Source organism: Streptomyces sp. NPDC058525 (genome assembly GCF_042719495.1).
GTDB lineage: Bacteria > Actinomycetota > Actinomycetes > Streptomycetales > Streptomycetaceae > Streptomyces.
In genome coordinates this window covers 148,953-168,092 of record NZ_JBHXNP010000006.1, presented here as the reverse complement: position 1 = coordinate 168,092, position 19,140 = coordinate 148,953, and the positions used below count along the sequence as shown (strand labels likewise).

The window sequence follows — 19,140 nt, the reverse complement described above, 5'->3', positions numbered from 1 at the left end:
CCTTCACCGCGGCGGCCGCCACCGACGGCCTGCTGATACGCCCCGACCTGCTGACCGGCATCCAGATCGACCACGAGGCCGGGACCGTCACGGTCGCCGCCGGCACCCCGGCCCGCCGACCCCGCCGCGACGGGCCACGGGTACGAGCCACTACCGTCGCAGGTCCACGGCGGTGTCCTTCCGGCACGCCCCGAGCAGGAAGAACCCGTCATGACCCAGCAGATCCTCGAACGTCTCGCCGCCCACGAGCAGCGGTTCAACACGCTCTTCGAGGAATACTTCGACACGGTGGGCGCCGGGCTCGACGCACCGCCGTTCAGCCGTTTCACCCCGGAGTGCCTGCGGCTGCTGCGGGAGCTGTCCCTGCGGGGCGGGAAGCGGATACGGGTCGTGCTGCTGCACGAGGCGGCGCGCCTGGTGACGGACGGGCCGGTCGAAGGGCTGGACGCCGCGGCCCTGAGCACCGAGCTGCTGCAGACCCACGGCCTGGTGCACGACGACCTCATCGACGACAGCCCCACCCGGCGCGGCGGCCCGTCCACGTACTACTCGTACCTCGAGCGGTTCCCCGACCACCCGCGGGCGGCCCTCGGCCTGACCGTCCTCGCCGGTGATCTGGCACTCGCCCTGTCGCTGCGGGTGCTGCTGGAGGCGAAGGTGCCCGTGGCCGTACGGCAGGCCATGGTCGAGGCGCAGACCCGGGCGGCCGCCGACACGTTCGTCGGCCAGATCATCGACCTGGAGCGCGACTTCGCCGCCGCACCGGACGAGGACGTCCTGCACGGCGTGGCCGACTACAAGTCCGCCCGCTATTCAATCCTCGCGCCCATGCAGCTCGGCCTCCTGGCCGCAGGCGGGCAGCCCGCGCACTTCGACGCGGAGCTGCGGCAGTACGCGCGGCTGGTGGGCATCTGCGGGCAGATGCGCGACGACTACCTGGACCTGTTCGGAGACGCGGCCACCATGGGCAAGCCCACCGGCACCGACATCCGCGACGGGAAGAACAGCTACACCGTCCGTGCCCTGCTCGCATCGGTTGACGGCGCCGAGCGCCGCACGGTGGAAGCCGCGCTCGGGGACCCGTCCTGCACACCGGAAACCGTCGCCGCCGTACGGGAGATCGCCGAGCGGCGGGGTGTGGCGGTCGGGATGCAGGCGGACATGCGCCGCTACGCGCGGCAGGCGTCCGAGGTGGCCGCCGGCTGGCGGTCGCGGTGGCGGGCGGAGCCGGTCGCCTTCTTCGAGCAGCTGCCGCTGTTGACCGTCGAGCGGGCCAGGTGACCGAAAGCCACCCCCGCATCCGCGCCCGTCCTGCCGCGCAGGTCGGTCCGGGCGCGGATGCGGGGGTGGCCACGGCTCAGGAGGCGGCCAGGGCCTCCAGGGCGGGGACGGTCTCGGCCGGGCTCGGCAGGGCGGCGTTCTCCGCCTGGAGGCGGGTGGCGGCCTCGCGCAGGGCCGGGTCGGTGGTGAGGCGGGTGAGGAGCTCGGCGTCCACGCCGTCCGAGGCGGAGCGCAGGGCGGCGCCGGTCCGGGTGAGGGCGTCGGCGTTGGTGAAGTGGTCGGCGCCCTGGGGGAGCAGGAGCTGGGGCAGGCCGGCCTGCAGGGCGGTGAGCATCGTACCGGCGCCGCCGTGGTGGATCAGGGCGTCGGAGGAGGTCAGCAGCTCGGCGAGCGGGATCCAGGGCAGCGGGCGGACGTTGTCCGGGAGGGTGCCGAGCGCGGTGAGGTCGGCGTCGCCGACGGCGAGCAGGAACTCGGCGTCCACCGAGGCGGCGGCCTCGATCAGGCGGACGATGGCGCGGACGCCGTCCATCTCGGTGAGCACGGTGCCCAGGGTGATGGTGACGCGCGGGCGGGTGCCGCGGCGGAGCAGCTGGGCGGGCACGATGCCGCCGCCGTTGTAGGGGACGTAGCGCATCCGCAGGCCGCCCGGGTCGCCGCCGAGCGAGGCGGGGACGATGTTCAGCGCGGTGGGCTGGGCCGGGCCGTCCACCCCGTACGTCTCGTACGCTTCCGTGAAGTTGGCGGCGAGCCGGCCGACCATGTCGAGGCCGGAGGTGACGCCGAAGTTCTGGATCACCGAGGGGATCTTGAGCTTGGCCGCGACCAGCGGGGCGGAGGCCTGGAAGGAGTCGTAGACCAGCAGGTCGGCGCGCCAGCTCTCGGCGGCCTCCAGCAGGCCGTGCACGGTGGTGCGGGAGACGAGGGCGAAGCCGTGGGCCGCCCGGTCGAGTATCTCGTCCGAGGTCATCTCGGGGGCGACGTAGCGCACCTCCTCGCCGGTGGACTGCTCGAACACGTCCCGGATGGTGCGGCCGTCGCCGATCTCGACGATGGGGAATCCTGCTTGGCGGAGCTGGTGCAGCGGTTGCGAGTTCGCGAACAGCACCTCGTGGCCGGCGGCGCGCAGGGCCTGCGCGGTCGGGATCATCGGGAAGAGGTGCCCGGCCGCGGCGGGGCCGGTGAAGAGGATGCGCACGTGTTCTCCTTGCCGTTGTTCTGACGGTCGAGGACGAGTCGTGCGGGCCCGCCCCGATTCCCTTTGGTGAACTGACGGGAAGGCGGGTTGTGTTCCCCCGAGAGCGTCGATAACCGGACGTTCTGGAACGGGCGTAGGGACGCTGGGGGCTTGACTCGGAAAAGTGTGAGTGGTTGAGTACTCACATGAAGTCAGAGCGAACCCGCCAGCTGTCCACCGCTGAGGAGCGCCGCGCGACGGTGTTGCACACCGCCGTCGGCGCCTTCGCGGCACGCGGCTACTTCGGCACCACCACGACCGAGGTGGCCAAGGCGGCCGGCATCTCCCAGGCGTACGTGTACCGGCTGTTCCCGAGCAAGGAGTCGCTGTTCGTCGCCGTGGTGGAGCACTGCTTCGTACAGGTGCGGGCCGGCATGGAGCAGGCGGCCGCCGAGGCCCGGGGGAGCGGCGCGGAAGAGGTGCTGGCGGCCATGGCGGAGTCGTACGCCAAGCTGATCGCCGACAACGACCTGATGCTGATCCAGCTCCAGGCGCAGGCGGCCGCGGCCTCGGAGCCGGCCGTGCGCGAGGTGGTCCGCCAGGGCTACGCCCGCCTGGTCGAGTACGTGCGCGGCGCCTCGGGCGGCAGCGAGCAGCAGGTCCAGGAGTTCTTCGCCCGCGGCATGCTGTGCCACCTGATCGTCTCGATGGGGGCGGACCAGGTCGACGCGCCGTGGAGCCGGACCCTGTCCGCCGGCATCAGGCACTACTGAGGCCGCAGTCTGGCCGGCGGGGCGTGTGTGCCGCCCCGCCTCTTCTTCGGCCCACCTTGTGAGTGGTTGACCACACAATGGAGCTTGTCGTGCAGAAGTCCTTAGGAACCACCGCCCGCCCCGGGGCCGCGCTCGCGGCGCTGGCCGCGGCGCAGTTCACCGTCATGCTGGCCACTTCGATCGTGAACGTGGCGCTGCCTCAGATCCGGGCCGGGGTGGGCCTGTCGGACGGTGGCACCACGTGGGTGGTCAATGCCTACGGTCTGGCGTTCGGGGCGCTGCTGCTGGCCGGGGGCCGGGCGGCCGACCTGCTCGGCCGTCGCCGGGTCCTGCTCGCCGGCCTCGGGCTCTTCGCGACCGCGTCCCTGGCGGCCGGCCTGGCGACCACGCCCACGGCTCTGATCGCGGCCCGCACCGTGCAGGGCCTGGGAGCCGCCGCGATCGCGCCGAGCGCCCTCGCACTGGTGATGCTCCTCTTCCCGCCCGGCCCTTCCCGCGGCAGGGCGCTGGGGGTGTGGGGCGCGGTATCCGGGGCGGGCGCCGCGGCCGGAGTGCTCCTCGGCGGGGTCCTCACGCAGGCGTGGGGCTGGCCCTGGATCTTCCACGCCGTCGCCATCGGGGCGATCCTCGTCCTGATCGCCACGACGGCCTTCGTACCACGGGCCTCCGTCACCGAACGAGGACGCTTCGACCTGCTCGGCACCGCCGCCGTGTCCCTCGCGCTGACCGCCCTCGTCTGGGGCCTGACGACCGCACGCCGTTCCGGCTGGACGGACACCCGGGTGCTCACCGCCTCCGCCCTCGCGGCAGCGCTCCTCGCGGTGTTCGTCCTGGTGGAGCGGCGCCACTCGCATCCGCTCCTCCCGCCGCGCCTGTTCGCCAAGGGCCGGGTCGCGGCGGGGAACGTGCTCATGGCGCTGCTCGGGTCGGTGTGGATCGCCCTCTTCTTCTTCCTCCCGCTCTACCAGCAGCAGGTGCTCGGCTCCAGCCCGCTGGTGACAGGCCTGGGCCAGCTTCCGCTCGCCGGAGCCAACATGCTCGGCTCCACCCTCGCGCCGCGGATCTCCCGCCGCATCGGAGTCACGGCGACCGTGACGGCGGCCCTGCTCGCCGAGGCCGGCGGGCTCCTGTGGCTGTCGCGGATCACCGCCGACGGCAGCTACCTGACGGGTGTACTCGGGCCGAGCGTCCTGATCGGCCTGGGCCTGAGCATCGCCTTCGTCCAGCTCACCGCGGTCTCCGTCGAGGGGGTACCGCGAGAGGACGCGGGCCTGGCCGGCGGGCTGGTGAACACCACCCGCCAGGTCGGCGGCGCGATCGGCCTCGCCGTACTGGCCACTCTCGCCGGTTCCGTCACCGCCCACGCCGCGACCCACCAGCCGCCCCTGGACGCCCTCACCGCCGGCTACCGCACCGCGTTCGCCGTCTCGGCCGCGGTCCTCACCGCAACCGCCCTCCTCGCTCTCGTCCTCGCCCGACGTGACCGCCCCCGCGGCCGGACCGCCGACCCCGCTGCCCCACAGCAGCCGGCCGCGCTCACCCACATGTCCTGAAACCGACCGCCGTATCACCCATCACCCCTGAGAAGGAGACCCGCCATGTACGCCATCGACGAGAACGCCCCCGTCATCGCCCGCCTCTCCACCGTGATCAACGCCCCGCTCAAGACCGTGTGGCAGCTCCACACCGACATCGGCGCCTGGGCGACCTGGAACACGGACGTGGACCAGTCCGTCCTCGACGGCCCGCTGACGCCCGGCACCTCGTTCACCTGGAAGACCCACGGCCTGGACATCACCTCCACGGTCCACGAACTGATCCCGGGGGAGCGGATCGTGTGGGGTGGCCCCGCCGGCGGTATCACCGGCATCCACGTGTGGACCTTCGAGCAGACCGGCGACCAGGTCACCGTGCACACCGAGGAGTCCTGGAGCGGAGCCCCCGTCGACGCGGCGCCCGAGGAACTCGGCCGGGCGCTGCACCAGTCCCTGGAGAACTGGCTCGCCGCCCTGAAGTCCCAGGCCGAGCACGGCATGTGACATGCACGCCTGCCGCACACCGGTCACCACCGATCAGCCAACGCTCCGTACATCGAGAAGTGAGGTTCCTGCCATGACCCGCATGCCGTTCCTGACCGGTCACTACGAGCCCGCGGTCGACGAGATCACCGCCGCCGAACTGGCTGTGGAGGGCTCCCTGCCCCCGGAGCTGACCGGGCGGCTGCTCCGCAACGGGCACAACCCCAAGCCCGGTGTCACGCCCACCCACTGGTTCAAGGGCAGCGGCATGGTCCACGGGATCCGGCTCCGCGAAGGCCGTGCCGAGTGGTACCGCAACCGCTGGGTGCACACCCCCGCCCTGGACGGCGCCCCGTACATGACCGACCGCGGCCCCGACCTGACCGCGAGCACCGCCGGCACGCACGTCATCGAACACGCCGGACGCCTCCTCGCCCTCTGCGAGGCCAACCTCCCCTTCGAACTCACCCCGGACCTGGCGACCGTCGGCGCCCACGACTTCGACGGCAAGCTCCGCACCGCGATGACCGCCCACCCCAAGACCGACCCGGTCACCGGCGAGCTCCACTTCTTCGGCTCCTCCCCCTTCCCGCCCTTCCTGACCTACTACGTCGCCGACGCCAAGGGCGCGATCACCCACAGCGCCGAAATCCCGGGCGCCACGGCCTCCCTCAAGCACGACTTCGCCCTCACCCGTCACCACGTCGTCTTCGTCGAGGGCGCGGTCACCTTCGACCCCACCGAGCACTCCGGGATCCCGTACAGCTGGAGTGACGCCCAGCCCGCCCGCATTGGGGTGATGCCCCGCGGTCCCGAGGGCGCCCGCCAGGTGCGCTGGTTCCCGATCGAGCCGGGCAGCATGCTGCACGTCGGCAACGCCTACGAGGACAGCCGGGGCCGCATCGTCCTGGAAGGCCCCACCGTCGACCGCGAGGGCTTCCAGCTGTCCTGGAACTGGTGGGTCGGCGCCCCCGGCCGCGGAACCGAACCCACCACCCGCTCCTACACCCGCCGCTGGCTGATCGACATGGCGGCCGGCACGGTCCACGAGGAGATCATCGACGACCTGGCCGTCGAGTTCCCCACCCTCAACGAGGACTACCTCGGCGCCGAGAACCGCTACCAGTACGCCGTCTCCTTCCCCGACCAGAACGGCTTCGGCGGCTACGGCATCGTCAAGTACGACCGCACCACCGGCGCCCGCCGCATCCACCAGGTCGGCGACGCACGCCTGCCCAGCGAGGCCGTCTTCGTCCCCGCGGAGGCCGCCACCAGCGAAGACGACGGCTACCTCCTCACCGTGATCTCCGACCTCAAACAGGACGCCTCACAGCTGCTGGTCCTCGACGCCGCCGGCCTCGACCGGATAGCGGCCGTCCACCTGCCGCGCCGCGTCACCGCCGGAAGCCATGGCTCCTGGATCCCCGACACCGCCCTGGACGGCAGCCGGAACTGACACCCCGGACCCCGGGAGAGACAAGCGCGCCCCGTCTCTCCCGGTGACCGGCACGCCGGCGGCGGCGCGGGTGTGAAGGCGGAGGAAGCCCCGTCCGGCGGACCGGCGGGGCTTCCGTGGTGTCAGTTCATCAGCAGGAGGCGCGTGCTCGGCACCAGCTTGCGGTTCACGCTGGTGCTCTGCACGAAGATGGTGAACTCGTCGTTGTGGTCCGGCTTGACGCGGGCTTCCGCGTCCGGCAGGCCGAGCAGGGCTCGGGCCTCCGGGCCCGTGTAGACCTGGTCCGTCTTCTTCTCCAGCACCGCGATCTGCTTCCGCGCCTGGATCTTCTCCGTCTTGCTCAGCTGATAGAACGCACAGCCCGTGCGGTAGGTGTGGCCGGATTCGGTGACCCATTCCCGGATCGCGACGTCACGAGCCACCGGAATCAGCTGGTATTCCGACGGATTCACCGGCGTGAGACCGGCCGCCTGGATGGACTTCTTGTTGACCGCCTCCCCGCCCGTGGAGAACACCGCCCGCGATCCACGGATGCCCTTCGAGCGGCCCACCATGAATTTCTCGGTGGCCTGGAGGATGACCTTTCCGGCTTCCTCCAGACCCTGCGTGCTCGTGGCGTCCCAGATGGCGATGTTGTCCTTCGGGAAGCCGCACTGCATGGCTTCGCGCTTGCCCATCTGGTCCGGCACCAGGACGGCCAGAGTCCAGTTGTCCTGCTGCGTCTCGATCATCGTGGCCACGGCCTGTACCAGCTCGCGCGGGTCCCTGGCAGGGGCATCCGGGCAGCGGTGGCTGGCGTTCTCCTGGCCGTCGGTCAGTACGAACGTCAGGAAGCTGTGGTCGCCGTACAGTTGGGCCGTCTGCGCCAGCTCCCGCTGCGACTTCAGCGTCGCCGCCATCAGGGCGGTCATTCCGCCGACCCGGTACAGCTGCTTCAGGGACGGCATGCGCAGCACGTCCTTGTCGTAGATGACGCATTCCACCTTGTCGGCGAATACGTACACCGTGACGCGGGTTTCCTGATCCAGTTCCTGCGAGCGGCGGGCCAGATAGGCGATCTGCTGATCGGCGACTTCGACGACCTTGCCGCTCAGGTGCGACATCGACGAACTGGCATCGAGCACAAGAGCAACGTGGTTGATGTAGTTCTGGTTTCCGGACATGAGCTCCCCCTTTTCCCAAGCGATGAATAGATCGTCTCACCCACCACTGACAATCGGCCCTGGAGTCCGGGAGGGGAGGGGAGAGGGAAGGGACGGGAGGATGACGGTCGGGCCCGGCCGGGGAGTCGGCCGGGCCCCCGCAGAGTCCGGTTCGGTGTGGCGGTGCGTCAGAGGGGCTTCAGCCGCGTGCGCAAGAGGCAGAACTCGTTGCCCTCGGGGTCGGCGAGGACGTGCCAGCTCTCCTCTCCGGTCTGGCCGATGTCGGCGCGTACGGCGCCCAGCGCGAGCAGTCTGGCCAGCTCGGCGTCCTGGTCGCGGTCGGTGGCGTTGACGTCGATGTGCAGGGGGAGCTTCCCCGCCCGCTGGGCACGGCCCGGGCTGAGGACGAGGGTCGGCTGCGCTCCGCCGAACCCCACACCGGGCGGGCCGATCTCGATGCTGCCGTCACCCTCTCGGGCCAGCTCCACGTAGCCGAGGGCGTCGCACCAGAAGGCGGCCAGTCGGTCAGGGTCTTCCGCGTCGATGACGAGTTCGCTGATTCGGCATGCCATACGGCGAGGATAGGCACCCCGGCCCTCCCCGGGCCCGATCGGCGCGGAACGATCCTCCGCTGCCCCGACGGAGTAATGGCCCGAGGCTCAGAGCGTCTCGCTCAGCGAGTCCGCCAGCCGCCGTCGTGCCGCCCGGGCTGCCGGGAGCGTCGCCGCCGCCACCGCGCCCAGTACCGCCCCGACGACCACTGTCAACAGCACCGGCAGCGGCGGGAGGTGGGCGATCCCCGCGCCGATCCCGCTCGACGCGCCCTGGGCGTCCACCAGCCAGCGGCCGGACAGCGCCCCCGCCGTCGTCCCGACCAGCGCGGCGACGAGCGCGGTCAGCCCGGCGGAGGTCACGATCATCGCCCCGATCTGCCGCGGCGTCAGCCCGATCGCCTTCAGCGCGAGCAGGTCGCGGCCCCGGTCGCGTACGCCCGTGCCGATCAGCGTCAGCAGCTCGGTCAGGCCGATCAGTGCCAGCACCGCGATCAGCGAGGCGATGACTCCGCGGGCCGGTTCCAGCCGGTCGGCCGGGTTGGGCGTCTCGCGGATCTCCAGGGTTCCGCCCGCCGCCGTGGCGAGCGCCCCGCTCACCGCCTGCGGGTCCGCCCCTTCGCGCAGCACCAGGGCGTGGAACTCGGGCCGCAGCCGGGGATCGCGCTCCCGCAGCGCGTCGATGGTCGTGGTGACGACCCGGCCGCCGGACTCGGGTTCGATGGTCCGGCCGACCAGGTGCAGGATCTGCGGCCGTCCCTCGACGGTCATCCGCACCCAGTCGCCGACCCGCACCCCGAGGAGATCCAGCAGCCCCTGGCCGGCCACCGCCTCGTCCGGACCGCGGACCGCGCGCCCTTCGACCACGGCGGAGGGGTACGGCTGCTCGGTGGTGCCCAGCCCGCGGAGCGTGATGGTGCCGGTCTGCCCCGGTACGAGGGCCGCCATCTCCGCGCCCGGATGGACCGCTGCGACGCCCGGGACCGCCCCGAGGGTCCTCGTCGGCTCCGCGTCGGATGCCCCGGCGCCCTGTCCGGCCCGTACGGTCAGCGCCGCGGGCAGGCCCATCTGCGCGGGCCGGCCGCGGAACTGGTCCAGCGTCGACCAGGCGACGAGCGCCACCGTGATGAGCGTCAGCGGCAGCGCCAGCCGGGCCACCGACACGAGCGTCCGGCCGCGCCGCGGGAACGCCGCGCGCCACCCCAGGACGAGCGCCGGGGGAACCCGTATCCCGAGGGCCCGCCTGCCGAGCGCGGTCATCGGTGCGGCGGACGGGAGCGCCGCCCGGGCCACCGGCACCGGTGGCACCCGTCCGGCCCGCCAGGCCGAGAGCCCGGTGGCCGCGGCGATCAGCAGCACCGCGCCGCAGGGGATTCCGATCATCAGCGCGGTGTGGCCGGGCAGGTCCTCCCAGACCGCGGCCGCCTCCCCGATCCGCCCCGGTATCCGGGCTCCCAGCAGGGCGATCGCGGCCGTGCCGAGGGCCACGCCGAGGAGCGCGAAGACCAGGTGCTGTACGAGGAACCCGCGGGTCACCTGGCCGGGAGTGAAACCGACGGCCTTGAGGACCGCGATGTCCCGCAGCTGCCCGCGGACCCGCGCGCCGATCGCGCCCGCCGCGGCCAGCGCCGCCGTGAGCAGCGCGCCGAGCCCGAACACGGCGAACAACTGCCCGAGGAGCCGGTCGTCGCCGCCCGCCTCGGCCCGGGCCTGCTGCCACTTGGTGACACCGGCCACCCGGTCGGCGCCGAGGACCGTCACGGCGCGCTGGACCATGAAGTCGGTGTCGTCCGGATCCTCCAGGCGCAGCCCCACGCTCTGTCCGGTGTCCGCCGGCGCGATCTCGTCCAGCGTGCGGGGGAGCACCCAGCCGATGCCGGGTCCGCCGCCGGGCCGGTAGCGGGGTTCGGCCACCTCGGCGATCCCGCTCACCCGCAGCGCGTGTGCGGCACCGTCCGGCCCGGTGACCTTCACCGTGTCGCCGGGCTCCGCCCACAGCGCCTGCGCGACCGAGGCCTCCAGTACGACGGAGGCTCCGGCCGGGGCCTCGTCGTCCGGCGGGGCCGGCCAGCTGCCCGCGGTGACGAGCGGCCGCCCCGTCTCGGGCGGCGCCGCCCCGGCCGCGCGCAGCGTGACCCCGGCCCGTGCGCCGCGCGCTTCGACGGTCGTCGCCGCCGTGCGGAAGGGCCCGGAGAGGGCGGCGACCCCGTCCACACGGGACAGGGCCTCCGTGTCGGCCCCGGCGCGGGTGTGCAGCCAGATGTGCGCGCCCTGCGACTGGTTGAAGATCCGCTGCCAGGGGTTGGCGGCGTAGCCGAACAGTGCGCCGGCCAGCAGGAGCGAGGCGATGATCCCGGCGCTGGCCAGTACGACGAAGAGGGCTTCGCCGCGGCGTGCGCGGAGGTCGGCGTGCGCCCAGCGCAGGGTGGCCCGCACGGTCACTCCTTCAGTTCGAGTACGCCGCGGACGCCGCCGGCCGGCTCGCGGTGTCCGTCGCCGAGCTGCGCGTCGTCGGCTATGCGTCCGTCGAAGAAGCTGATGACGCGGTCGGCGGCGCTGGCCATCCGGGCGTCGTGGGTGACCATCACGATCGTCTGGCCGCGCTGGTGGAACCGGGAGAGCAGCCGCAGTACCTCGCGGGTGCCCTTGCTGTCGAGGCTGCCGGCCGGCTCGTCCGCGAGCAGCAGCGCCGGGTTGTTGACCAGTGCGCGGGCGAGCGCGACCCGCTGCTGCTCGCCGCCGGACAGCTCGCCGGGCATCGACCGTTCCCGGCCTTCGAGGCCGAGTTCGGCGAGCAGTTCGGCGCGGGATGCGCGGGCGGCCTTCGGGGAGGCGCCGGCGAGCAGGGCGGGCAGTTCGACGTTGTCGGCGACGGTCAGGTTCGAGACCAGGTTGAAGAACTGGAAGACGACGCCGATGCTGCGGCGCCTGAGGACGGCCCAGCGGGCCTCCCGGTACTGGTCGACGCGTTCTCCGCCGAGCCACAGCTTCCCGCTGTCGGGCTGCTGGAGGCCGCCGATCAGATGGAGCAGCGTGGACTTCCCGGCTCCCGACGGCCCGGTGACCGCGACGAACTCGCCCGGCCGGACGGACAGGTCCACCCCGCGCACGGCATGCACCGGCACGCCCTCGCCGTGGTGCGTCTTGGTGAGGCCCTCGGCGCGCACGATGGGCACGGCAGGAGCGGTGGTGGAGTCGAGGCTCATTCCAGCTCCTCCTGACAGCGTTCCAGCCAGTCGAGGTCGGCCTGCAGGTGCAGCATGGCGCCTTCGATCAGCAGTTGGGAGATCTTGTTGTCGCGGTCCTCGGCCGCGGCCAGCTTGGACAGGTCCCGCATGGTGTTGAGGTACTGCCGCCGCTGCTTGTTGATCAGTGCGACGGGGTCGGCGAGACCCGACCGCGGTGCGAGGGCGAGCTTCATGAAGAACTCGTCCCGTACGCGGGGTTCCTCGGCGGTGTCCTCGAACCAGGCCAGCACGGCCTCGCGCCCGGCGTCCGTCAGTCTGTACGTGCGCTTGTTGGGCCGGCCCGACTGCTCGACGTCCTCGCCCTCGATCAGGCCGCTCTTCTCCAGCCGGCCGAGGGTGACGTAGATCTGGCCGACGTTGGGCTGAGGGTACGCGGCGCCCAGGAGCTTCTCAAGGTCCTGCTTCAGCTCGTATCCGTGCGCGGGGCTACGGGTGAGGAGCGCAAGGAGCGCCAGCCGCACCGGCTCCCCCTCCTTCCCGCTCCGTAGTCAACGGTTCACCCGGTTCCGGACGGGTTCGCGTCCGCATCCGGCTCGTCTGCCTGGACGTCTAGTATCGCCCATGCCTAACGGGTATATATAGGCCGCGATGGTCGGCGGCGCAGCCGGATCGTGCACTGGGAGGAATCTATGCGGTGGACGCGTGCCGCGGGTAGAGCTCTCCTGGTCGTGGCGGTGGTGCTGGCGGGCTACGCCGGTTTCGGCGTCCGCGCCGACGCGGGTGCGGCCTCCGGGGGGCGCGGCCCGCTGACGCTCGTGACGGCGGGCGATCTGACCGGCTACCTCTCCCCGCTGCTCGAGGACTGGAACGAGAGCCACCCCGGCGAGCGCGTCACGCTCGTCGAACTGCCCGACTCGGCCGACGAGACGCGGGCCCAGATGATCAGCGAGCTGCGGTCGGGCCGCGGCCGGTTCGACGTGCTGAACATCGACGTGGCCTGGACGCCCGAGTTCGCGGCCGCCGGATGGATCGCCCCGCTCGAACGCGACCGCTTCCCGCTGGACGCCTTCCTCCGGCCGGTCGTCGACACCGCGACCTTCGACGGCCGGCTGTACGCGGTCCCGTACGTCACGAACGCCGGACTGCTCTACTACCGCAAGGACATCCTCGACCGCGAGGGCGAGGAACCGCCGCGCACCTGGGCCGAACTGGCCCGGCAGGCCCGCACGATCGCCCCGGAGTACGGGCTGGACGGCTATGCCGGCCAGTTCCTCCCCTACGAGGGGCTCACCGTCAACGTCACCGAGGCCGTGCACTCCGGGGGCGGTTCGATCCTGCGCGACGACGGGGCGCGGGTGAGCGTCGACTCCGAGGCCGCGCGCGCCGGGCTGCGGTTCCTCGGCGACGGCGTGCGGGAGGGCTGGATGTCCCGTGACGCGCTCGGCTACAAGGAGGAGGAGTCCCGCCGGGCGTTCCAGGACGGCCGGCTGCTCTTCCTGCGGAACTGGCCGTACGTGTACGCGGACGCGAGCGCGGACGGGTCGAAGATCGCGGGCAGGTTCGGCGCCGTGCCGCTGCCCGGCCCCGACGGGCCCGGCACCAGCGTGCTGGGCGGCTCCAACCTGGCCGTCAGCAGCAACTCGCGGCATCCGGCCTCGGCTGCCGATCTCATCTCGTACCTCACCAGCGAGCCGGTCCAGCGCAAGGTGCTGACCGAGGGCTCGCTGCCACCGGTGCGCGCCGCGCTGTACGAGGACCCCGAGCTGATCCGCGCGCATCCGTACCTGCCCACGCTCCGCGAGAGCCTGCTGTCGGCGGCCCCGCGCCCCAAGAGCCCGCGCTACGACCAGGTGAGCCTCGCCGTGCAGGCCGTGGCGCAGGACGTGATGGCGCTGCGCCAGACGCCCGAGGAGGCGGTGGCGCGGCTCGCGCGCGAACTCGGGGCCATCTCCCGCGCCGACTGACCTCACTGTCATCCGCCTCCCCTGAGGGCATCTACTTACATGTTAAGTAGATGCCCTCAGTCGTGCATGCGGATACTCCGGCACAAACCACCCCAACTTTTGACGGTTTCCGGATGCATCGTTGACACCTCTCCGTCGCACCTACTTAACATGCATGCATAACAGCGCACCTGATCCAGGGCGCTCTCGCATTCAGCAGAACAGGTCGACGCGAGATGCTCAGCACCCTTCCGGCCGAGATCGGCCACCCCTCCCGCACCGCCGCCGCACCGGACTCCTGGTGGCGCGACGCGGTGATCTACCAGGTCTACGTCCGCAGCTTCCTCGACAGCACCGGGGACGGCGTCGGCGATCTGGCCGGCGTACGGGCTGGGCTTCCCTACCTCAGGAAGCTCGGTGTCGACGGCATCTGGCTCAGCCCCTTCTACCCGTCGCCGCAGCACGACCACGGCTACGACGTCGCCGACTACTGCGGTGTCGACCCCGTCTACGGCGACCTCGCCGAGTTCGACCGGCTGGTCTCCGACGCCCGCCGGCTCGGGCTCAGGCTGCTGCTCGACATCGTCCCCAACCACTGCTCCAGCGAGCACCCGTGGTTCCGCGCGGCGCTCGCCGGCGCACCGGGCGGCGCCCCGCGCTCCCGCTTCCACTTCGCACCCGGCCGCGGCCCGGACGGCGCGCAGCCGCCCAACAACTGGCACGCCATGTTCGGCGGGCCCGCCTGGAGCCGGACCACCGACCCCGACGGCACCCCCGGAGAGTGGTACCTGCACCTCTTCACGCCCGAGCAGCCCGACCTGAACTGGCGCGACCCGGCCGTGGGCGACGATTTCGAGCGCGTGCTGCGCTTCTGGCTGGACCGCGGCGTCGACGGCTTCCGCATCGACGTGGCCGCCGGACTGTTCAAGCACCCCGAACTGCCCGACTCGGACGATCCCGCGGCTGACGAACGGGCCCGCGACGCCGTCAACCAGCTCGCCTGGAACCAGCCCGAGGTGCACGGCGTGTGGCGCCGATGGCGCTCGGTGTGCGAGGAGTACACCGCCCGGGACGGCCGCGACCGGCTGCTCGTCGGCGAGGTGTCCGTGCCGACCGCACGCCAGCACGCCGAGTACGTCCGCCCCGACGAACTGCACCAGGCCTTCTTCTTCGACCTGCTCAGCGCACCCTGGGACGCCGACGCCTTCCGCGCGACGATCACCGAGGCCATGCGCGACATCGCCGGCACCGGCTCCACCGTCACCTGGGTCCTCAACAACCACGACCAGGTCCGCACGGTCACCCGCTACGCGGGCGAGCCCGGCGTGGAAGGCAGCGGACTGGGAGCCGCCCGCGCCCGCGCCGCCGCCCTCCTCATGCTCGCCCTCCCCGGCGCCGCCTACGTCTACCAGGGCGAGGAGCTCGGCCTTCCCGAGGTCCTCGACCTGCCGGACGAGGTCCTCACCGACCCGATCTTCCACCGCACCGGCAGCCGCAAGCACGTGCGCGACGGCTGCCGGGTGCCCCTGCCCTGGTCCGGGCACGCCTCACCGTTCGGCTTCAGCCAGGAGACGGCCGAAGCCAAACCGTGGCTGCCGCAGCCCGAATGGTTCGCCGAGCACGCCACCGACCGCGCCCTCGCCGACACCCGCTCCTTCTGGCACCTCTACCGCGACGGCCTCCAGCTGCGGCGCACCCTGCCGCAGCTCGGCGACGGCACCCTGCGCTGGCTGGACGCGCCCGCGCAGGTGCTCGCCATCGCCCGCGGCGACGGCCTGGTCTGCGCGGTCAACTTCGGTACACGGCCGGTACCCGCTCCGGTCCCCGGGACTCCGCTGCTCGCCAGCGGCCCCTGCCCCGACGGCGTGCTCCCCCCGGCCACGGCCGCCTGGTGGACGGCCGAGTGCCCAGCCCCGTGACCCCGTGACCCCCGCACACCCGACGCCCGCCCAGCCCTCCTCCTGACCCGTCTCCCCGTCTTCCGCGAAAAGGACCCCATCATGCGACGAACCGGCACGAAGCCCCTGCGCACCGCGGCCACCGCCACCGCGGCCCTGGCCCTCACCCTCGGCGCCACCGCCTGCGGCGGCACCACCGGACCCGCGAGCGGCGGTGAACTGGCGGGCCAGACCGTGACCGTGGCCGGCGTCTGGACCGGCACCGAGCAGAAGAACTTCAAGAAGGTCCTCGACGCCTTCGGCCAGAAGACCGGCGCCACGACGGTCTTCGTCCCCTCCGGCGACAACGTGTCCACCTTCGTCGGAAGCAAGATCGAGGGCGGCAACGCGCCCGACGTGGTGATGGTCCCCCAGGTGGGCGTGCTCCAGCAGTTCGCCAAGGAGGGCTGGCTCCAGCCCCTGTCCGAGCAGACCGCCGGCACGGCCGACTCCTCCCTCGCCCCGGTGTGGAAGAACTACGGCACCGTCGACGGCACGTACTACGGCCTCTACTTCAAGGCCGCCCACAAGTCCACCATCTGGTACGCCCCCGAAACCTTCGCCCAGGCCGGCGTCGGCGAGCCCAAGACGTACGCCGACCTGCTGAAGACCGGCCGCACCCTCGCCGACTCCGGCCGCCCCGCCTTCGCCATAGCCGGCGAGGACGGCTGGACCCTCACCGACTGGTTCGAGAACATCTACCTCTCCCAGGCCGGGCCGGAGAAGTACGACCAGCTCGCCCGGCACACGCTCAAGTGGACCGACGAAAGCGTCGTCACGGCACTGACCACCCTCGGGGAGCTCTTCAAGGACAACCGGCTCGTCGCCGGCGGCGCCCAGAGCGCGCTGGGCACCGACTTCCCCACGTCCGTCGAGCAGGTCTTCGGCCCCGCGCCCAAGGCGGCCATGGTCTACGAGGGAGACTTCGTCGGAGGCATCGCCAAGGACCAGTTCGGCAAGCAGCCCGGCAAGGACGCCAAGTTCCTCCCGTTCCCCGCGGTCGACGGCGGCAAGGCGCCCGTCGTCAGCGGCGGTGACGCGGCCGTCGTCCTCAAGCAGGGCAAGAACGCCAAGGCCGGCATGAAGCTCGTCGAGTACCTGGCCGGCCCCGAGGCGGCCGAGATCTGGGCCGGCGAGGGCGGCTTCCTGTCCCCGAGCATCCGGGTGGACATGGCCGCGTACGGCGACCCCGTCACCCGCAGCACCGCCGAATCGCTCATCGCGGCCGGCGACTCGATCCGCTTCGACATGTCGGACCAGGCCCCGGCCGCGTTCGGCGGCACCAAGGGCGCCGGCGAGTGGAAGCTCCTCCAGGACTTCCTGCGCGACCCGTCCGACCCCCGGGCGACGGCCGCGAAGCTCGAAGCCGAAGCCGCCAAGGCCTACGGGAACTGAGGCCGCTCCCATGGCTGACACCGTGACCGCCCGCGCCCCCGCCGACGGGCGGCGCCGGGCCCAGCGAAGGAAGCGCCGCCTCGCGGTCGTCTTCGTCCTGCCGGCCCTGCTGCTCCTCGGCGCGCTGGTCGTCTACCCGGTCCTCTTCTCCCTCGGCCGCAGCCTCTTCGACGCGAGCGGCGACCGCTTCGTCGGAGCCGGGAACTACGCGGCGATCATCCAGGACCCCGCCACCCTCAAGGCGATCCGCAACAGCACCATCTGGGTCGTCGTCGCCCCGACCCTGCTGACCGGCCTCGGGCTGCTCCTCGCCGTGCTCACCGAGAAGGTGCGCTGGGCGACCGCCTTCAAGCTGGTGCTCTTCCTGCCGATGGCCGTGTCCTTCCTCGCCGCGGGCATCATCTTCCGGCTCGCCTACGAACAGGACCCGGGCCGGGGCGTGCTCAACGCCGCCGTCGTCGGCGTCCACGACACCTTCGACGACGCCGCCGCCTACCCGACGGCCCGTGCCCGGGAGGGCCATGGACTGACCGGCACGGCGGGCGGCCCGTACCGCACCGCGGAGACCGTACGCCCCGGCCACCCGGTCAGCCTCGGCTTCGTCGGGGTGGCGGCCGACGCGCTGCCCGCCGGCGCCAAGGCCGCGGCCGCGCCGGCCCCCGGCGCACCGGGCATCGGAGGAGTCGTCTACCTCGACTTCGCCCCCGGCGGCTCCGGCACACCGGGCACGGTCGACCCGGGCGAGAAGGCACTGCCCGGCATCACCGTCGAGGCCGTACGGGACGGCCGGGTGGCCGCGACCGCCACCACGGCCGAAGACGGGACCTTCCGCTTCGCCGGGCTGCCCGACGGCTCGTACACCCTCTCGCTGCCCGCGGCCAACTTCGAGCCCCCGTACCAGGGGGTGAACTGGCTCGGACCGGCCCTCGTGACCCCGGCCATCATCGGCGCCTACCTGTGGGTGTGGACCGGCTTCGCCATGGTCCTGATCGGCGCCGGCCTCGCGGCCATCCCGCGCGACGCGCTCGAGGCCGCGCGGATGGACGGAGCCACCGAGGGCCAGATCTTCCGCAAGATCACCGTTCCGCTGCTGTCACCGGTGCTCACCGTCGTCTTCGTGACCCTGGTGATCAACGTGATGAAGGTCTTCGACCTCGTCTACATCATCGCGCCCGGACCCGTCCTGGAAGAGGCGAACGTACTCGCCACCCGCATGTGGCTGGTCTCCTTCGGCGGCGGCAACGACCAGGGGCTCGGCAGCGCGCTCAGCGTGGTCCTGCTCCTCCTGGTCGTCCCGGCGATGGTCTTCAACATCCGGCGATTCCGAAGGAGCGGAGCATGAGCGGCCACCACACCATCGAGCGCCGACCGGCCCCGCCGGCGGCAGCAGTCCGGCCCCTCACCGTGCCGTCCGCGCCCGGGCCGCGGCGCGGGAGCCGGCTGTCGCGCCTGCTGGGCAACTCCCTGGTCCAGGGCGTGCTGATCCTCGTCGCCCTCGTGTGGATCACCCCGCTGGCGGGCCTGTTCCTGTCGTCGCTGCGCTCCGAGCGGGACAACGCCTCCGACGGCTGGTGGACCGCCCTGACCGACCCGTCGCAGCTGTCCCTGGACAACTACAGCGCCCTGCTGGCCGATTCCGGCATCGCCGAGGCCTTCGGCAACACCCTGCTGATATCCGTACCCACCACCGTCCTGGTGGTCGCCCTCGCAGCGCTCGCCGGATACGCCTTCGCCTGGCTGGACTTCCCCGGCCGGGACGGCGTCTTCCTGGTGGTCGTCGGGCTGCTGGTCGTACCCGTACAGATCGGGCTGCTGCCCGTGGCCAAACTCTTCGGAGCCGTGGGGCTGTTCGGCACGATCGCGGGCGTCGTCCTGTTCCACGTCGCCTACGGACTGCCGTTCGCGATCTTCCTGCTGCGCAACTACTTCGCCGAGATCCCGCGCGAAATGCTGGAAGCCGCGCGGATGGACGGCGGCAGCGAGTGGCGGATCTTCTCCCGCCTCGTGCTGCCGCTCGGCCGTCCGGCCATCGCGAGCCTGGCGATCTTCCAGTTCCTCTGGGTGTGGAACGACATGCTCGTGGCGCTGCTCTTCGCGGACAGCGGCTCCCAGCCGCTGACGGTCGCGCTGCAGTCCCAGATGCGGCAGTTCGGGAGCAACATCGGCGTCCTCGCGCCCGGGGCGTTCCTGTCGCTGGTGGTTCCGCTGGTCGTCTTCTTCGCCTTCCAGCGGCACTTCGTCCAGGGCGTGATGGCGGGCTCGGTGAAATAGCCGGCCGG

The 19,140-nt window shown here is 72.1% G+C and carries 16 protein-coding genes; 10 read left to right on the top strand and 6 right to left on the bottom strand.

Annotated elements, in window-relative coordinates; genetic code table 11:
• The first annotated feature begins 210 nt into the window (after window positions 1-210).
• Window positions 211-1,281, top strand: coding sequence for a polyprenyl synthetase family protein (locus ACFWP3_RS05555; RefSeq protein ID WP_384216460.1), 1,071 nt, complete (start codon window positions 211-213; stop codon window positions 1,279-1,281).
• Window positions 1,282-1,357: 76 nt separating this feature from the next.
• On the opposite strand, the gene ACFWP3_RS05550 is transcribed toward ACFWP3_RS05555, so the two are convergent.
• A complete protein-coding gene (locus tag ACFWP3_RS05550) occupies window positions 1,358-2,479 on the bottom strand; it encodes a nucleotide disphospho-sugar-binding domain-containing protein (RefSeq protein ID WP_384216458.1) in 1,122 nt (373 codons plus the stop codon).
• Window positions 2,480-2,664: 185 nt separating this feature from the next.
• Between ACFWP3_RS05550 and ACFWP3_RS05545 the strand changes: the two genes are divergently transcribed.
• The 4 genes from ACFWP3_RS05545 to ACFWP3_RS05530 all read left to right on the top strand — a co-directional run bounded on the left by ACFWP3_RS05545 (window position 2,665) and on the right by ACFWP3_RS05530 (window position 6,705).
• Entirely contained in the window at window positions 2,665-3,231 is a 567-nt protein-coding gene (locus tag ACFWP3_RS05545) for a TetR/AcrR family transcriptional regulator (protein WP_384216457.1), read from the top strand.
• 89 nt (window positions 3,232-3,320) lie between these two features.
• Window positions 3,321-4,784 (top strand): DHA2 family efflux MFS transporter permease subunit, encoded by a 1,464-nt coding sequence (locus ACFWP3_RS05540; RefSeq protein ID WP_384216456.1) that lies wholly within the window; start codon window positions 3,321-3,323, stop codon window positions 4,782-4,784.
• 45 nt (window positions 4,785-4,829) lie between these two features.
• Window positions 4,830-5,270, top strand: a complete 441-nt coding sequence (locus tag ACFWP3_RS05535; protein ID WP_384216454.1) for an SRPBCC family protein — start codon at window positions 4,830-4,832, stop codon at window positions 5,268-5,270.
• A gap of 73 nt (window positions 5,271-5,343) precedes the next feature.
• On the top strand, window positions 5,344-6,705 hold the full coding sequence (locus ACFWP3_RS05530; RefSeq protein WP_384216452.1) for a carotenoid oxygenase family protein: 1,362 nt from the start codon (window positions 5,344-5,346) through the stop codon (window positions 6,703-6,705).
• Between the two features lie 122 nt (window positions 6,706-6,827).
• Here the strand turns inward: ACFWP3_RS05530 and ACFWP3_RS05525 are convergent, their stop codons facing one another.
• The 5 genes from ACFWP3_RS05525 to ACFWP3_RS05505 all read right to left on the bottom strand — a co-directional run bounded on the left by ACFWP3_RS05525 (window position 6,828) and on the right by ACFWP3_RS05505 (window position 12,107).
• Complete coding sequence (locus ACFWP3_RS05525) at window positions 6,828-7,868, bottom strand: vWA domain-containing protein (protein WP_384216450.1); 1,041 nt, start codon at window positions 7,866-7,868, stop codon at window positions 6,828-6,830.
• A gap of 167 nt (window positions 7,869-8,035) precedes the next feature.
• Entirely contained in the window at window positions 8,036-8,419 is a 384-nt protein-coding gene (locus ACFWP3_RS05520; protein ID WP_384216448.1) for a VOC family protein, read from the bottom strand.
• 87 nt (window positions 8,420-8,506) lie between these two features.
• Window positions 8,507-10,834, bottom strand: a complete 2,328-nt coding sequence (locus ACFWP3_RS05515; RefSeq protein ID WP_384216446.1) for an FtsX-like permease family protein — start codon at window positions 10,832-10,834, stop codon at window positions 8,507-8,509.
• 2 nt (window positions 10,835-10,836) lie between these two features.
• Window positions 10,837-11,604 (bottom strand): ABC transporter ATP-binding protein, encoded by a 768-nt coding sequence (locus tag ACFWP3_RS05510; RefSeq protein WP_384216444.1) that lies wholly within the window; start codon window positions 11,602-11,604, stop codon window positions 10,837-10,839.
• Window positions 11,601-12,107 (bottom strand): PadR family transcriptional regulator, encoded by a 507-nt coding sequence (locus ACFWP3_RS05505; protein WP_266939536.1) that lies wholly within the window; start codon window positions 12,105-12,107, stop codon window positions 11,601-11,603. The genes ACFWP3_RS05510 and ACFWP3_RS05505 overlap by 4 nt, the downstream gene beginning before the upstream one ends.
• A 168-nt stretch (window positions 12,108-12,275) precedes the next feature.
• On the opposite strand from ACFWP3_RS05505, the gene ACFWP3_RS05500 reads away from it, so the two are divergent.
• The 5 genes from ACFWP3_RS05500 (at window position 12,276) to ACFWP3_RS05480 (ending at window position 19,132) form a co-directional block, all read left to right on the top strand.
• Window positions 12,276-13,550, top strand: coding sequence for an ABC transporter substrate-binding protein (locus ACFWP3_RS05500; RefSeq protein ID WP_384216442.1), 1,275 nt, complete (start codon window positions 12,276-12,278; stop codon window positions 13,548-13,550).
• Window positions 13,551-13,765: 215 nt separating this feature from the next.
• Window positions 13,766-15,448 carry a glycoside hydrolase family 13 protein gene (locus ACFWP3_RS05495; protein WP_384216440.1) on the top strand — a complete coding sequence of 561 codons (1,683 nt, stop codon included), beginning with the start codon at window positions 13,766-13,768 and terminating at the stop codon, window positions 15,446-15,448.
• Window positions 15,449-15,529: 81 nt separating this feature from the next.
• Window positions 15,530-16,861 carry an ABC transporter substrate-binding protein gene (locus tag ACFWP3_RS05490; RefSeq protein ID WP_384216438.1) on the top strand — a complete coding sequence of 444 codons (1,332 nt, stop codon included), beginning with the start codon at window positions 15,530-15,532 and terminating at the stop codon, window positions 16,859-16,861.
• A gap of 10 nt (window positions 16,862-16,871) precedes the next feature.
• Complete coding sequence (locus ACFWP3_RS05485) at window positions 16,872-18,203, top strand: ABC transporter permease subunit (RefSeq protein WP_384216436.1); 1,332 nt, start codon at window positions 16,872-16,874, stop codon at window positions 18,201-18,203.
• The gene (locus ACFWP3_RS05480; protein ID WP_384216434.1) at window positions 18,200-19,132 is read left to right on the top strand and encodes a carbohydrate ABC transporter permease; all 933 of its coding nucleotides are present in this window, start codon (window positions 18,200-18,202) and stop codon (window positions 19,130-19,132) included. The genes ACFWP3_RS05485 and ACFWP3_RS05480 overlap by 4 nt, the downstream gene beginning before the upstream one ends.
• Window positions 19,133-19,140 lie beyond the last annotated feature (8 nt).